Annotated in this window: 14 protein-coding genes; 9 read left to right on the forward strand and 5 right to left on the reverse strand. The window is 42.1% G+C overall.

The window, feature by feature from the left end; genetic code table 11:
• Positions 1-12: 12 nt before the first annotated feature.
• Positions 13-354 (reverse strand): hypothetical protein, encoded by a 342-nt coding sequence (locus tag GFC28_RS15250; RefSeq protein WP_044742772.1) that lies wholly within the window; start codon positions 352-354, stop codon positions 13-15.
• Between the two features lie 711 nt (positions 355-1065).
• Here GFC28_RS15250 and GFC28_RS15255 point away from each other — a divergent pair.
• From GFC28_RS15255 to GFC28_RS15265, 3 genes are all read left to right on the forward strand, one after another.
• Entirely contained in the window at positions 1066-2085 is a 1020-nt protein-coding gene (locus GFC28_RS15255) for a glycosyltransferase family protein (RefSeq protein ID WP_052660945.1), read from the forward strand.
• A gap of 695 nt (positions 2086-2780) precedes the next feature.
• Entirely contained in the window at positions 2781-3908 is a 1128-nt protein-coding gene (locus GFC28_RS15260) for a polysaccharide pyruvyl transferase family protein (RefSeq protein WP_044742771.1), read from the forward strand.
• Positions 3909-3910: 2 nt separating this feature from the next.
• A complete protein-coding gene (locus tag GFC28_RS15265) occupies positions 3911-4918 on the forward strand; it encodes a CgeB family protein (RefSeq protein WP_044742770.1) in 1008 nt (335 codons plus the stop codon).
• Between the two features lie 251 nt (positions 4919-5169).
• Here GFC28_RS15265 and GFC28_RS15270 read toward each other — a convergent pair whose 3' ends face one another.
• Positions 5170-5892, reverse strand: a complete 723-nt coding sequence (locus GFC28_RS15270) for an ABC transporter permease (RefSeq protein ID WP_044742769.1) — start codon at positions 5890-5892, stop codon at positions 5170-5172.
• Positions 5893-6672: 780 nt separating this feature from the next.
• Here GFC28_RS15270 and GFC28_RS15275 point away from each other — a divergent pair.
• Both GFC28_RS15275 and GFC28_RS19550 read left to right on the forward strand, forming a co-directional pair.
• Positions 6673-6876: a hypothetical protein gene (locus GFC28_RS15275; RefSeq protein WP_066329558.1), complete on the forward strand. Its 204-nt coding sequence runs from the start codon at positions 6673-6675 to the stop codon at positions 6874-6876.
• Positions 6877-6930: 54 nt separating this feature from the next.
• The gene (locus GFC28_RS19550; RefSeq protein WP_172798659.1) at positions 6931-7107 is read left to right on the forward strand and encodes a hypothetical protein; all 177 of its coding nucleotides are present in this window, start codon (positions 6931-6933) and stop codon (positions 7105-7107) included.
• A gap of 38 nt (positions 7108-7145) precedes the next feature.
• On the opposite strand, the gene GFC28_RS15280 is transcribed toward GFC28_RS19550, so the two are convergent.
• Positions 7146-7478 (reverse strand): spore coat protein, encoded by a 333-nt coding sequence (locus tag GFC28_RS15280; RefSeq protein WP_044742767.1) that lies wholly within the window; start codon positions 7476-7478, stop codon positions 7146-7148.
• Between the two features lie 13 nt (positions 7479-7491).
• On the reverse strand, positions 7492-7758 hold the full coding sequence (locus tag GFC28_RS15285) for a hypothetical protein (RefSeq protein WP_044742766.1): 267 nt from the start codon (positions 7756-7758) through the stop codon (positions 7492-7494).
• A 178-nt stretch (positions 7759-7936) separates the two neighbouring features.
• On the opposite strand from GFC28_RS15285, the gene GFC28_RS15290 reads away from it, so the two are divergent.
• Positions 7937-8854 (forward strand): proline dehydrogenase family protein, encoded by a 918-nt coding sequence (locus tag GFC28_RS15290; protein ID WP_044742765.1) that lies wholly within the window; start codon positions 7937-7939, stop codon positions 8852-8854.
• A 556-nt stretch (positions 8855-9410) separates the two neighbouring features.
• Here the strand turns inward: GFC28_RS15290 and GFC28_RS19010 are convergent.
• Positions 9411-9560 (reverse strand): YuzL family protein, encoded by a 150-nt coding sequence (locus GFC28_RS19010; RefSeq protein WP_080862757.1) that lies wholly within the window; start codon positions 9558-9560, stop codon positions 9411-9413.
• 190 nt (positions 9561-9750) lie between these two features.
• Here GFC28_RS19010 and GFC28_RS15295 point away from each other — a divergent pair, with 190 nt between their 5' ends.
• The 3 genes from GFC28_RS15295 to GFC28_RS15305 all read left to right on the forward strand — a co-directional run bounded on the left by GFC28_RS15295 (position 9751) and on the right by GFC28_RS15305 (position 15332).
• Positions 9751-12135 (forward strand): 3-hydroxyacyl-CoA dehydrogenase/enoyl-CoA hydratase family protein, encoded by a 2385-nt coding sequence (locus GFC28_RS15295; RefSeq protein WP_044742764.1) that lies wholly within the window; start codon positions 9751-9753, stop codon positions 12133-12135.
• Positions 12136-12316: 181 nt separating this feature from the next.
• Positions 12317-13492: an acetyl-CoA C-acetyltransferase gene (locus tag GFC28_RS15300; RefSeq protein ID WP_044742763.1), complete on the forward strand. Its 1176-nt coding sequence runs from the start codon at positions 12317-12319 to the stop codon at positions 13490-13492.
• A 55-nt stretch (positions 13493-13547) separates the two neighbouring features.
• Positions 13548-15332, forward strand: a complete 1785-nt coding sequence (locus GFC28_RS15305; RefSeq protein ID WP_044742762.1) for an acyl-CoA dehydrogenase family protein — start codon at positions 13548-13550, stop codon at positions 15330-15332.
• Positions 15333-15388: the final 56 nt, after the last annotated feature.

The following is a 15388-nucleotide window of genomic DNA, read 5'->3' on the forward strand; positions in this document are numbered from 1 at the left end:
TGGTTCCCTCCTTTAAATTTCATTAACTTCTTCAATTTTGTCCAGGGGAATCAAAACTAATGAACCATCAAACTCTACCATTACGATATAATCCTCCTGAATCGCAATCAGTGTGCCGCTAATCACTTCACTTGGAGTTGTAACAGCAATTTCCTTATAAAGATATTGCTCGAGCCCGCCAGGAGTTGGAGGACTAGGACATGGGAGATGAATAGAAAAATCAAGATCGATACCTAGCAGGTCAATCATAAAGGAGAAATCGATCCCGCAGTTAGCGGAGTCCGTCGGCGTTAATCGTTGTGTAAGAGCAACTAGCTGTTTTTTTAATTTTTCTGTTTGTGGATTAGTTGCCAATGTAACCATCCTTTCATTCATTGATGTTTGATACTTTGATAGTATATGTATCAACGGATTCTCTTGGATAAGCGATTTCACTAGGAATTGCATATTTGATGCAATTAACTATATAGATTTGGAGCGAAAAATCGACAGCGACGGAAAGTGTTTCAGTGTGGAGAAAGAATAACAGAAAATGGTTTGTGAATGTTGGATATTCACTAGTATTTATTTTTATATAGAGGCAATTGGATACATCAACTTTATTCCAAAATGAGCAGGTGATAAGCCATTTCGCTAGTCGGGCGACTAAACAACATCGTTTGCTGACAAAGGGATTGGTCTGCCGTCGGTGTTGTTCCACCTTTCGTCACACGGACGCGAAGAGAGTTTCATCTTCAAGGGATGTTGTAGCTTATCGTTTGCTAGCGAAACCATTTTTTCTCGTACCTTTTCCGCTGTATTTCATAGTATGTATAGAGAGGCAACTTGACATATCGACATTTTCGCTTCTTCGCTGAAGCGATTGTTGGCTTTCGGCAGTTGAGTGGTCGAACAATGTCGTTCCCAGGTCTGAAAGACACTTCATTGTTCGATCTTCCATCGTGATGGAAGCAAGTCACCGTCTTGTCTCCAACTGTCGAAAAAATCAAGTCGCTTCTTTCCAATCTGCTATAAATCCATCTTTAAAATTGTATATAGAGGAAAAATGGTGATGGAGGGATCATGATGAACATGATTATTTTTCCCCCGACGATTGATTGGTCATGGATGAGGCAACGGCCGCAACAATTGGCCAAGCAGCTGGCTAAAAGAGGATATACCGTTTTTTATTGCAATCAATCAACGCAAAAAAAGCCTGTAGAAGAAATGATGCCAAGATTATATATTGTTCATCATTTTAGTAAATGGGTAAGAGAAGAGTATCCAAGACTGAAACAGACGTATGGAAATGTGGTTGGCCTATGGTGTACGTGGCCGAAATTAACACCTTATATAAAAAAAATGAAACCGGATTGGGTGATCTATGATTGCGTAGATGAAATGGAAAGATGGCAGCGTTACGAGCCGGAAATGGTAAAGCGATCAAATGCCATTATTTGCACGTCACAGCCTCTGTTTGAGCGGCTGCGAAAGGACTATCCCTTCAAGCGTATTGAGATTGTACGAAATGGCTACGATCCCGATTTATCACTTCATCTAGAACATGCATCGTCCATCCTTCCACGTGATTTACCAAAAAATAATAGACCGCTAGTAGGTTATGTGGGGGCATGGGCACCGTGGATTGACGAAGAGCTTGTGCGGCGACTGCTGCGGGAGAAAATTGATTTGGTCGTCATTGGAACCGAATTTGGTTTGAATTATTGTTCATATGGGAAATCGAACATGCATTTTCTAGGGCATAAAACGCATGAGCAGCTTGCGAACTATCTTCCTTTTTTTCATGTTTGTATCATCCCTTTCCAAAAGAATAAACTTACAGCCGCTGTTAATCCTGTCAAAGCATATGAATATTTAGCGGCTGGAAAGCCCGTCGTTTCAACCAATCTCCCCGAATGCAGACAGATGTATCCCTATGTAGAGATCGGACATTCTCATGATGAGTTTGTTTCCAAGGTACTTCACTATATCCATCATGCAGGAGATGCGTCTGACCGCATCCGCTATGCTTTACAGCACACTTGGGATCACCGCGGTGAGCAAATCGAAGCGATTATTAAAGAATTTACACATTTCAAGAGATAATATAACGACGAAAGATGTATTCTATCATCAAACAGATTGACGCTTTCGACATCATTTCTCATATTTGAAACTGGCACCATATCATTTATATAGAGAGGCAATTTGACATGTTAACATATTCACCTCTTTGAATAAACGACTGTTGGATGACCGAACAACACCGCTTCCGGATCAATACATTTGTCTGGAAGGCGGTTCGTTGTTTGGTGATCTGTCATGCACATTGGTATGACGAAGGCAAGGCGAAAAAATCAAAGGCTGCTTTTGAATAGGCCATCTATTTCATCTTCTCGTTCAATCCCGATCATTCACAAATGGATCCAATGTCGAAATCTTTGATCACTTATATAGAGGTTTTCAGTCTTGTTGCGAAAGTATGAAAATGCGCAGAGCGATATGTTCCAAGGATATTCTAGGTTTTCTGCCGTTCCGAAAATAGAAAAGAGCAATATAAATATAATCATAAACGTTGACCATCTATTTTTATTAATGGAACGAACAAAGAAGTTTGTTTCTATGAAAATATGAAACAGAAACAATGATCATGCACTATGTGTGTGTTGCAAAATCTAATGGATTGCTTAGCCTTCTGCCTTTACCGCTATCCGTTTCAGTAGGTGAAAAAAATAAACAAGAAAGGTTTATGGATGTCGAACCATTTACTTGTACTTACAAAAAGAAAAGGGTGATGTTATATGAAAGTATTAATCCATGGCTTTTATGGAGCTGGAAATGCCGGAGACGACGCTATTCTTCATTCTATTATCCGGACGCTTAAACAAGTCGATCATCGAATAGAAATTGTAGTGATTGCTTGGTCCAAAAACATAAAAGCGTATTATGGAGATGAAAAAATTGATTATATTTTCGGCTTAGATTTTAAGCGGATTACCCAAGCTTTAAAAGAAAGTGCCCTATTGATTGTTGGGGGCGGAGGATTGTTTCAAGATTATAACACTTTTGCACCAGAAAATTTATTCATCGATCAAAAAGGAGCATTAAATTATTACTCAGCTCCCATTATTTTAGCGAAAATGCTAAATGTCAAAACCATGCTATATGCTGTTGGAATCGGTCCGCTAGCGAGCGAGGAATCGAAGCGGGCTATGAAGTGGATCGGCGAAATGGTCGACAGCATTACAGTAAGAGATGCTGCTTCAGCGCAGCTATTAACCTCGTTAGGTATCTCCAAGCAACAACTGTCTGCTGACCCAGTGATCACATTACCTGCTGCTGCTCAAACCAACTTCTCACTAAACAAAAAAACGTCGTTGCATAAATATATTGGATTGAATTTGCGCAATTGGTCATATGACCGCAAAAGCGCAAAGAAGGCAGAGCATCAGCTTATTTCTGTACTCAATCAGCTGTCTGAGAAATATTTGGTTACTTTTGTGATTATGTCTTTTAACAAATTACCATCAGAATTAGAAAAAGCGCGCCAGCTTGCTAAACGTCTTAAAGGAGATTCACTGATTTTGCCATATGATTGTTCTCCGGAGGAATATAAATCGATGTGTAGAGAGCTGGATTTAATGATTGCGATGCGGCTTCATGCCAGTATTTTTGCTTTGAGCGAAGGAGTGCCAAGCATCGGGTTATCCTATGATGACAAAGTAAGCGGTCTTTATCAAGAACTCGATTTAAAACCATATTGTTTTCCTATTGAAGAGATCGATATATCCTCTCTCCGTATTCTCATCGAGGACTGTCTGACCAACTCTCAAAATCATCGCCAGTTGATTCAAGATAACGTTACCGCTTTGCAAGAGAGAGAACGGATCAATCAAACCGTTCTAATGAAAATGCTTGGGGGGATGTAAGGATGGACAGCAGTCCGTTAAAAATCGTATTTATTGGCAGATATACAGAGGGAGAAACAGGAATTGTCCGCAGCATTCAAATGGGGTTGCTTGAAAATGGCTATCAAGTGCATGAGATCAATTTAAAGCTAGGACCCCATCTCATTTATAATCCTTATCGTCGTTTTGGCGGCCATGGACCTGTGTATGTGAAATGGCCAGCTATTAAGGAAGAGGTGGCCCGCTTTCAACCAGATATCATTCTGTTTTGTGCCGGAGGATTGACATTTCAGCCGGAGGTTCTAGAAGAAGTCAAAAAATATTGCACGGTCATTGGAATGACATTAAGCGATCCGGATGTGTATCCGACTGTCAGGCAGTTCGTTGGAAAATTTGATTACCACACAACGAATTCAGTTTTATCCTATAAGCAATATAAGAAAGCAGGGATAACGAATACATTTTATATGCCGTTTGGGATCGACTCGCGCTTTTTTATTCCACGAGAGCCTGTTGCCAAGTACCAATCAGATGTTTCAATCATTGGCCATTATCGGCCCAATCGATTAGAAATTGCCCAATCGCTTCAAGATATTTTTCAAGCAAAAATTTTTGGAAGAGGATGGCCTTTGAAATCGGAAGGTCCTGTATATGGCGAGAAATGGTTTCAAGCGATGCATTCGGCGAAAATGGTCGTCAATTTTCCAAAAACAGGTGCAGGGTATACGAATGTGAAAGTTGGTGTCTTTGAAGCGGTGGCTACGGGAAGGTTGTTATTTACGGAGTATTTCGATGAAATGCGTCAGTTTTTTGAATATGATAAAGAAATTGTCGGATATAAAAATAAAGAGGATTTAATTGAAAAAATTCGTTACTATTTAGATCACCCTGACGAGGCTGAAGCGATTGCTCGTGCCGGACAAGAACGATGTGCTAAATGCCATACATGGAAGCAGCGTCTCCATACATTTTTCAGCGAGATCACATTAAAGACACCAGAAAAATCGTGGAGTGACTTACTAAAATCATAGACAGAGCTAACACCAGCAGGGGGTCTCTGCTGATGTTATTGAACGTCGGCCATATCAGCTGGTAAAACCGAGTCATGGTCCGCTGTTTTGTTTCATAAGGGCGATGTCCCTACTTTCGGCCACTGATAGGGCAGGAGAGCAATACAGACCATTGATGCGGCAGCTCTTTAACGGAAAATAGAAGAGCTGCTAGAAAGCATCAAGGATATAGGAACGACGATGGAGAGTAAAGCCGTCAGCTTCTACAAACCTTATTTTCCTGCGCTTGCTTCTTGCTGCGCCGTATGAGAATGATAGAAAAATACACGGTAGTTGCATGTGCAAACGATGATGGAGGCGATAGCAGCGACAACCATAAGGGTAAAGACGATAAAAATTTGATATTTGACCGCAGCGATTGGTTCAGCCCCGGCTAAAATCATCCCTGTCATTGTTCCGGGAATTTGAACAAGCCCCATTGTTTTTAACGTGTCAACCGTCGGGATCATGGCAATTTTTATAGCGTTCCGTTTCATTTCCTTCTCATCTGTACTTTCTGACTTTTTCATCGTTTCTAGAACTACGCTAGCAGCCACCATGGCTGTTCCCGAAAACATTCCGCCGACCGGGATGATGTATTGAGCTTGGAAAGGAATGACGCCAACCATAAGCCATAAGCAAATAGAAAAGCCGACAGATGCAGAGATTCCCAGCAATACAAAAGCAAATGTGCGTCTATATTCTATCCCTCTTTTAGAAACATTCAGCGAAGCAGCAATAATCATAGCCAATACATAACCTATGATGACATACCAGTGTTTAAAGGAGAAAATATAGGAAATAAAATACCCGAGCAGCAGGAGTTGAACAAATCCTCTTAACGAGGACCAAAGGATATCCTTTTCTAAGTTTAATGATTGTTTGTATGAAACAATGATAGGGATAAAAACAAAAAATAAAATGGCTAAAAGAGCCGTATTGTGAACATCTCGCAACGTAAAGCATCCTTTCTTCCTTAGTTGAGAATAGTTATCATTTATCTATTAGTATAAAGGAAAAACTTGTTTATTGTCCAATGTTAATCAGATCAAGGTGAGCTTCAGGGGGAGATCGTTTTTGCTGAGAATGACCTTTTCATGCGGAAGAAAAAATGGTCTGTGTTAGTTTGTTCACACGGAGATAGGATACGTGAATGTGGCAAAAGGAGCAGAAGCATACAAAGCTGTGCTTCATGGAGATACCGTAGATGATGCTGAAGCGTTCAAAAAGATGCTTTCCATCATGATTCGTGGAATCGTTGCTTAAGCAAGAGCAGAGGGTTGCCTATTATGATGTGGATAAAACGTAACTTTTTACCATGTGTGTTATGATGCATAGAGATTTAGATTGACAAACCGGCTGGTATTTAGATAGATTAACAGCTTGATATATCAATATTTGTCCTCAAGTAAGCGGATGATCACTGATTTCGACGGTTCAACAATTGAACAATACCGCTTCCAGACAAATTCATTTGTCTGGAAGCGGCTGTTTGGAGACAAGTCACGCACTTGCTTTCGAGCGTTGCCAACATGGGATTCTGCTTATTGGATGATTCTATATCATTCGCAAATGGATTGAATGCTGAAATCATTCATCGTTTATATAGATAGCTCCCTATACTCTAAGCGGAAGTTTTTATTTGCTCAAAATGGGACATTCGCCCACGCTCTCCGCACTTGCCTGACATATGTATGAAGTGTGGGAATTTATGAAAGATGAGGAGGAAAATCAACATGAATAATTTTATTGGTCAAGACACGAGAGTTTGGGGACGTCCTTGGGGATGGGGAGTTCGTCCATGGGGATTTTTTGGTCCACGTCCATTTTTCGGTGGCGGTCCCTTTTTTGGAGGTTTTTTAGGAGGATTATTAGGCAGCGCATTGGTTCCTCCGTTTTATGGCGGATCTCCATTTTTCGGATACCCTTATTACTATTAAAAATAGGGAAGGGTGAATCAAGCGCTAATATGGACTGATGAGAGGAGAACCGTAATGATTCGGGCAAACCCTTATGAAACGAGATGGTTTTTCGGTGGCCCATTTTTAGGAGGACTGTTAGGAGGATTAGTCGGGAGCGCGTTAATTCCACCGCTTTTTTATGGATACCCAAGACCATATGGTCCGTTTCCTCCGTATGGTCCATATCCTTATGGAGGATATTGGTATTAATGAGTGTTTCCCCCGTACGTTTTATACGGGGGAAACATTTATTGAACATTTGGTTGATATGGAAATTGATTCGTATATCCTTGGAATTGCTGATAAGATTGTTGCAGCTTTTGCTGATCTGCCGCTTCAAGCTTATACCATCCTTTTTTAAACATAAGATTATACAGTTCACGCTGGCAATTTTGCGTTTCAGTAAAAATATGAAGCATATCCTGATATAATTGTTGGTGGCTTGCTTCGTGTAAAAATGTAGTATAGGAAGAGGTCATATACTTTTCAGTGGCTAATAAATCATTTAAAAAGTCGCGGTCGTTCATTTGTGGTGTTTTAGCCACTTGTGTTTCTGGATTTTGAATAGATGCTTGGTTCATTTATTTTCCCTCCTTATTGAAAAGATGATGTAGTGGATGGATTTGGTTGCTGTTGCAAGTGTTGTAAAATTTGCTCATAATGACGTTGATGCATTTGTCCAGCTCTTTCGATAGCAGCTGCGACTTCTGGATCTTGGCACTGCGATGCAAAAAAGTGCGCTTTTTTCATAGCGAGCAAGTTCCAAGACATCATATCTGTGAAATACATGGCATCTTTTGATGAAATCATTTGCGGCGGCTGAGGCATAGCAGCCTGCTGTTGGATGGGTTGCTGTTGCATAAGGTTCCACTCCTTTTATAAATATGGTATCAATGACTCGGTTGTAGATTATCCGGTTTGTGTAATAATATACATAAAGGCGAATTTTGTCGAAAAAAGATATTCAATTATAAAAAAACATGCTAAAATCATCGTAGATAGTACATGAAGGCGTTTACGGAAATAAGGAGGTAGTAAGATGGAGCAATTGATGCGTGACTTTTTTTTGTTTTTATCAAAAAATAAAACATTGACAAAATTGGCGAAAAAATACGGGTTGCGCTTCGGGGCTTCTCGCTTTGTAGCTGGAGAAACGATTGAACGTGCTGTAGAAGTGATTAAAGATTTAAATAAAAAAGGGCTTGCAGTGACGATCGATTATTTAGGAGAGTTTGTTGATAACGCAAAAGAAGCGAATGAAATGGCTGACAATTCTATTGAAGCCATTCGCGCAATTGGAAGAGAGAAGTTGAACTCCCAGCTATCCTTAAAAATGACATCAATGGGACTAGACATTTCTGATGAGCTTGTGATGCAAAATATGCGCCGGATTCTAGATGCGGCAAAAGAAAACGGCGTATTTGTTACCATTGATATGGAGGACTATTCACGTTGCCAAAAAACATTGGATATTTTTAAGCAATTGAAAAAAGAATATGATAATGTGGGTACGGTATTGCAAGCGTATTTATATCGTACGGAATCCGATATTGAAGATTTAAAAGATTACCATCCGAATTTGCGCCTTGTTAAAGGAGCGTACAAGGAATCGCAGGAAGTAGCGTTTCCTGAGAAAAAAGATGTTGATGATAATTTCAAAAAAATTATTAAAATGCATCTGCTGAATGGAAACTATACGGCGGTAGCGACTCATGATGATGCGATTATTGAATATACGAAGCAGCTAGTAAAGGAATATAACATTCCAAATGATCAATTTGAGTTTCAAATGTTGTACGGAATTCGCCCAGAACGACAAGAACAGCTTGTTCGCGAAGGATACACCATGCGTGTCTATGTACCGTATGGAACAGACTGGTACGGCTATTTTATGCGCCGTCTTGCTGAACGCCCAGCGAATGTAGCATTTGTTATCAAAGGAATATTGCGTAAATAGTAAAGGCACAAATATCCATGGTTTATTGTTTTATAAAAATCACAGCATGATATGGATAAACACAAGCTTTTCTGCCCCTTCCCTTGAACAGAATGATAACGTTCGTTATTTGGGAAGGGCCGTACCTATCTCATGTTGCTAAGCTTTTAACAGTGAATGAAGAAAAAAATTCGCGATTTTGTCTCTTCATTTGCTGCCGTTTTTATTTTTCTGCTCGATCCAAAAGGGGCTGCCTATTATTAGAAGGCAGCCCCTTTATATCGTTCACTCGTGGTGCTGGATCCCATCGATTCGTTTATGGTCCTTATGCTATATCTACTGAATAAATGAATGGTGTCAATAAAACTTACGGTCGAAAGGCAAGTCGGTAACTTGCCGCCGTTACGCTAAAGCGTGACCGCCAGCCCAATCAACAGGCCGTTTTCAGACAAATCCGGCTGTCTGAAAGGGGGCTGTTCGATCGCTCAACCATCGACTTCTCAAGTGGAAGTGAATGTTGAAGGATCAAGTTGTATGGATCATTGTTGCATGTATTGCCCAGCTATAGCAAGTATCGTTACTCTCCTTGCATGTTTGCTTTTTTATATTGCTGATTTTGACTTGTTTTTTTCCCGCTTCCATCCATCTCGACATTTGGTCCTGCGTTTCCTTTGACACTTGCGGCGCTGACGGCTGCTTTAGACGGGTTCTTCTGCATTTTTGCCATCCCTATCACCTCCGTTTTTAGCTTGGCTGAAAAAAATAATTTATACTCTAGACAAAAATTGTTAAGCATATATATTGCGAAAATTTGAAAGATACTTTATATTTGAATTATAAGAATAATAGTCAGCCAATATTTTTTTTGAGAGAAAATGAATGATTATTCATTCAATATATTGGAGGGGGAAGTTGCCATGGTCAAACGGATTAAACGGGCCGCGGTATTAGGCTCTGGAGTAATGGGCTCCGGCATTGCCGCACATTTAGCGAACGTCGGCATTCCAACCTTGCTTCTTGATATCGTGCCGCGTGAACGAACAAAGGAGGAGGAAGCAAGAGGTCTTACATTTGAACATAAAGCTGTTCGTAACCGCTTGGCGAATCAGGCTCTGCAAAAGCTATTGAAGCAAAAACCGGCGCCGCTGATGGCGAAAGAAAAGCTGGCGCTCATCGAGACCGGAAATTTTGAAGATGACTTACACCGTCTGGCGGAGGCTGATTGGATTATTGAAGTAGTGGTGGAGAATTTAGACATAAAAAAACAGCTGTTTGCTAAAATCGACGCAGTCAGAAGAGAAGGGAGCATTGTAAGTTCCAATACGTCTGGTATTTCAGTGGAAGCCATGTCTGAAGGACGTTCGGAAGATTTTAAAAAGCATTTTTTAGGGACTCACTTTTTTAATCCGCCCCGCTATTTAAAACTTCTGGAAATCATTCCGACGAAAGCCACTGATCCAGAGGTTGTTGCCTTTATGAAGGAATTTGGCGAGGAAGTGCTTGGGAAAGGAGTCGTCATTGCTAAAGATACGCCTAATTTTATTGCTAATCGCATTGGAACGTATGGGCTGCTAGTAACAGTGCGAGAAATGATCAAAGGAGGCTACAGCGTTGGCGAGGTTGACTCGGTTACAGGGCCGTTAATCGGACGTCCGAAAAGCGCTACGTTTCGCACGCTGGATGTCGTTGGTTTAGATACATTTATTCATGTAGCGAACAATGTATTTGAAAAAGTGGACGGAGAGGAAAAAGAGGTTTTTCGCACTCCTGATTTTATGAAAGCAATGCTGGAAAAAGGATGGCTTGGCAGCAAAGCAGGACAAGGATTTTTCCTCAAAAAAGGAAAGGACATTTTAGAATTAAACTATGAAACCCTGGAATATGAACCAAGCAAAAAACTAAAAACACCAGCGGTCGAGATGAGCAAGCAGGCTAAAGGATTAAGCAATAAATTGAAAGCGCTTGTATATAGCGATGACCGTGCTGGAGAATTGCTTTGGAATATTTTAAGCCCGGTCCTTCTTTATTCGGCACAACTGCTAGGGGAAATTGCCGATGATATTGTCGCCATTGACCGGGCAATGAAATGGGGATTTGGATGGGAGTTTGGCCCGTTTGAAACATGGGATGCGATCGGTGTGGAAGCGTCTGTTCGCAAAATGCAAGAAGAAGGAAAGAACGTTCCTGATTGGGTTGCTCAAATGCTTGCTGCGGGGCATACATCCTTTTATAAGCGAGAAAACGGAAAAGTTTTAGTTTATGACAAGGGAGAATACAAGCCTGTTTCAGAGAATCCAAAAGTCATTCATCTTAAACGGTTAAAAGAAGAAAACAGGGTTATCAAAAAAAATAGCGGTGCCAGCTTGATTGATTTAGGGGATGATGTTGCGCTATTAGAGTTTCATTCACCAAATAATGCGATCGGCCTTGATATTGTCCAAATGATCAACGACTCGCTAGAGGAAGTCGATCGCAACTATAAAGGCCTTGTCATTGGAAACCAAGGGAAAAACTTCTGTGTTGGTGCCAATCTGGCTCTGATTTTAATGGAGGCCCAAGATGATAATTATTTTGAAATTGAGCTCGTTGTGAGACAGTTCCAGCAGGCGATGATGAATATTAAATATAGTCCAAAGCCAGTGGTTGCTGCTCCTTTTGCGATGACGCTTGGCGGCGGTACGGAAATTTGCTTGCCGGCCGCACGCATTCAGGCGGCAGGAGAAACGTATATGGGATTAGTTGAAGTTGGTGTTGGGTTGATTCCTGGCGGCGGTGGAAACAAGGAACTCTATATTAAATATTTAAACAGCCTGCCGAATGGTGTGGACTTTGATTTGCAAAAAGTGGCGAATAAAGTGTTTGAAACGATTGCGACGGCCAAAGTATCTACATCGGCGTTGGAAGCTCGCGAGCTGAATTTTTTAAATCGACAAGACGGAATTACGATGAATGGTGACCATTTGCTTTATGATGCCAAACAGGCTGTAATTTCTCTATACGACAGCGGTTATCAGCCGCCTGTGCGCAAAAAGATTCCGGTCGTAGGCGAGTCTGGATACGCGGCATTGCTTTTAGCTGCTCAATCCATGCACCTTTCCGGTTATGCTACAGAGCATGATGTAAAGATTGCTAAAAAGCTTGCCTATGTCATTGCTGGAGGAAAAGTGCCGTACGGTACGGAGGTAGATGAACAATATTTATTAGATTTAGAGAGAGAAGCGTTTTTAAGTTTAGTAGGAGAAAGAAAATCGCAGGAGCGGATGCAGCATATGCTTGTAAAAGGAAAGCCGCTGCGCAACTAAATAACAAATCTAGATACGCGGCCGTATCCAAATGAGCACAGGGGGCTTTCTCTTAACAACAGCAAGGGGATTGACTCTCGCTGCTCTCATCGAAGTTGCGTGGAATATGGTTTGGATGCGATAGGGCATTCATGCTCGTAAAATCTTAAATAAAGCCTATATAGAAACAGGGGGGAAGATTGTGAGAGAAGCAGTCATCGTAGCGGGAGCGCGTACTCCGGTCGGAAAGGCGAAAAAAGGGACGCTGGCTCATATGCGTCCAGATGATTTAGGCGCTCTTGTTGTGAAAGAAACATTAAAGAGAGCGGAAAATTATGATGGAGACATCGATGATTTGATTGTTGGTTGCGCCATGCCGGAGGCGGAGCAGGGGCTAAATATAGCCCGCAACATAGGGGCATTGGCAGGTCTCCCTTACACTGTTCCAGCCATTACGATCAATCGCTATTGCTCATCAGGGCTGCAGGCGATTGCTTATGCAGCGGAGCGCATTATGCTTGGCCACTCTGACACGATTATCGCTGGCGGCGTTGAATCAATGAGCCTTGTCCCCATGCTGGGGCATGTTGTGAGGCCGAATGCAAAAATTGCTGAAAACATTCCAGAATACTATATGTCAATGGGACATACAGCAGAGCAAGTGGCTATGAAGTATGGAATCAGCCGCGAAGAACAGGATGCGTTTGCTGTACGCAGCCATCAGCGGGCAGCCCAAGCGATCCGTGACGGGAAGTTTGTGGATGAAATTGTTCCGGTGAATGTCACGATCCGTACGGTTGAAAATAACCGACTTGCGGAAAAACAGATCGTATTTGCTGAAGACGAAGGTGTTCGTCCGGAAACGAACAAAGAAATATTAGCAAAGCTGCGCCCGGCGTTTGCCGTTAATGGAACCGTCACTGCAGGAAATGCGTCGCAAACAAGCGATGGGGCAGCAGCGGTCATGGTGATGGATCGCGAAAAGGCAGAAGCGCTTGGCTTGAAGCCTCTTGGAAAATTCCGTTCATTCGCCGTAGCAGGCGTCCCTCCAGAAGTGATGGGAATCGGGCCGATTGCTGCTGTTCCAAAGGCGCTAAAGCTTGCTGGATTAGAGCTTTCCGATATCGGATTATTTGAGCTAAATGAGGCGTTCGCTTCACAAGCGATTCAAGTGATTCGGGAGCTCGGTCTAGATGAAGAAAAAGTCAATGTCAATGGCGGAGCGATTGCTCTCGGGCACCCGCTCGGATGCACAGGGGCTAAATTAACGCTGACCTTGCTTCATGAGATGCGCCGCCGGCATGAGCAATTTGGTATTGTTACGATGTGCATCGGCGGCGGCATGGGAGCCGCTGGTGTATTTGAATTATTGGAGTAGGGCCAAGCAGATGATATGAAGATTGTTCACATAAAAAACAAGGGGGAGAAACGCAATGGCAAAAGCGATGGATAATGTGGTGAAAGGTGGCAGCTTCTTAATTGAGGAGGTAGACTGCGGACGCGTGTTTACTCCGGAAGATTTTACAGATGAGCATAAAATGATCGCCAAAACAACAGAGGAATTTGTGATCAATGAGGTGTTGCCTCAGTTAGAGCACTTAGAAAATCATGAGTTTGATCGTTCTGTTAAACTGCTAAAGAAAGCGGGAGAAATTGGACTTTTAAGCGCGGATGTCCCGGAAGAGTATGGAGGTTTGTCGCTTGATAAAATCAGCTCAGCATTAATTGCCGAAAAAATGGCGCGGGCCGGAGGGTTTTCGATTTCGCATGGCGCCCACGTAGGAATCGGCTCACTTCCTATTGTATTATTTGGAACAGAAGCGCAAAAACAAAAATATTTGCCAGCATTGGCTACAGGTGAAAAGATAGCGGCTTATGCCTTAACAGAGCCGGGCTCCGGTTCGGACGCTCTAGGGGCGAAAACGACAGCGAAGCTGAATGCAGAAGGCACTCACTATGTTTTGAATGGAGAGAAACAATGGATTACCAATGCAGGGTTTGCGGATGTGTTTGTCGTTTATGCTAAAGTGGATGGCGAGCATTTCTCGGCTTTTATTGTAGAGCGTGATTTTCCTGGGGTGTCTACCGGAGCAGAAGAAAAGAAAATGGGAATTAAAAGCTCTTCCACTCGCACATTAATTTTACAAGATGCCCTTGTGCCGAAGGAGAATTTATTAGGGGAAATTGGAAAGGGGCATGTCATCGCTTTTAATATTTTAAATATTGGCCGTTATAAATTAGGTGTCGGAGCGGTTGGCGGCTCCAAACGAGCTCTAGAGGTGACGATTCAATATGCGAATCAGCGCCAGCAATTTAAAACGCCAATTTCCCAATTTTCATTAACACAAGAAAAATTTGCGACCATGGCATCAAAACTATACGCTGCGGAGAGCTCGGTATATCGCACTGTCGGATTATTTGAGGAGCGCATGAGCAAGCTGGATGCCGAACAAGCGAAAGAAGGAAAAGAAATTGCTAGATCTATTGCTGAATATGCCATTGAATGTTCATTGAATAAATTTTTTGCAACGGAAGTATTGGATTACATTGTGGATGAAGGGGTACAGATTCATGGCGGCTACGGTTTTATGCAGGAATATGAAATTGAACGGGCGTATCGCGACTCGCGCATTAACCGTATTTTTGAAGGAACGAATGAAATCAACCGTCTGTTAGTACCGGGAACGTATTTGCGGAAAGCGATGAAGGGAGAGCTTCCTCTTTTGCAAAAAGCGCAAAAGCTGCAAGAAGAGCTCATGATGCTGATGCCGGAAGAAGTAGGAGATGGATTGCTAGAGCAAGAAAAATATTTGGTGCGGAACGCGAAAAAAATTGCTCTGTTGACAGCCGGCCTAGCCGTGCAGAAATTTGGCCCGAAACTAGAGAAAGAACAAGAAGTGCTAGTGAATATTGCCGACATTGTCAGCAATATTTATGCGATGGAATCAGCGCTTCTTCGCACAGAAAAGGCGATTCAAAAATTTGGAGCAGAGAAAAATAAACAAAAAATTTTATATACAGAAATTTTCTGCCAGGAAGCATTTAATGAAATCGAAGCACATGCAAAAGAAACGATTGTAGCGGTTGAGCAAGGAGATATGCTGCGAATGATGCTATCGGCATTGCGCAAGCTTACGCGCCATACGCCAATCAATGTCATTGCCAAAAAACGCGAAGCGGCGGCCGCGCTCATTGAAGCGGAACGTTATATTGTGTAATAATGAGAAGTACCAGACGAACCGTCTGGTACTTTGTTTATAGAGGGTGGTGAACG

It is taken from the genome of Anoxybacillus sp. B2M1, from assembly GCF_001634265.1.
Taxonomy (GTDB): Bacteria; Bacillota; Bacilli; order Bacillales; family Anoxybacillaceae; genus Anoxybacteroides; species Anoxybacteroides rupiense.